The 624-nt window shown below is 62.7% G+C and carries 1 protein-coding gene; it reads left to right on the plus strand.

Annotated elements, in window-relative coordinates:
* Positions 1–143 precede the first annotated feature (143 nt).
* Positions 144–624, plus strand: a 481-nt coding sequence (ppa, locus tag AC1D01_RS37760; protein ID WP_477875081.1) for an inorganic diphosphatase, incomplete at its 3' end; no start/stop codon positions are given.

Genomic DNA, 624 nt, shown 5'->3' on the forward strand with positions numbered 1-624 from the left:
GCCCTGACGGGTCTGCGGCGCATGCTACGGGATGACCCGCCTTGAAGGCAACGAAACACTGCATGGTGTTTTCCAGCGGACGGGTGGAACGCTAAAATCCGGGTTATCCCTCGCGATCCCTGCCTCTTCATCCAGAGAATTCCATGAGCCTGCACAAAGTCCCCCCCGGCGCCAAGGCGCCCGAGCAGTTCAACGTGATCATCGAGATCCCGATGAACGCCGATCCGATCAAGTACGAGGTCGACAAGGAAAGCGGCGTGCTGTTCGTCGACCGCTTCATGACGACCGCGATGCACTACCCCTGCAACTACGGCTACGTGCCGCAGACGCTGTCCGACGACGGCGACCCGGTCGACGTGCTCGTGATCACGCCGTTCCCGCTGTCGCCCGGCGTGGTCGTCACCTGCCGCCCGATCGGCGTGCTGAAGATGGAAGACGAGGCCGGCGGCGACAGCAAGCTGCTCGCGGTGCCGATCGACAAGGTGCTGCCGATCTACACGCACTGGCAGAAGCCCGAAGACATCAACCAGATGCGCCTGAAGGCGATCCAGCACTTCTTCGAGCACTACAAGGACCTCGAGCCCGGCAAGTGGGTCAAGGTCACCGGCTGGGAAGGCCCGGAAT

The sequence above is a fragment of the Rhizobacter sp. P3_B12 genome, from assembly GCF_056402895.1.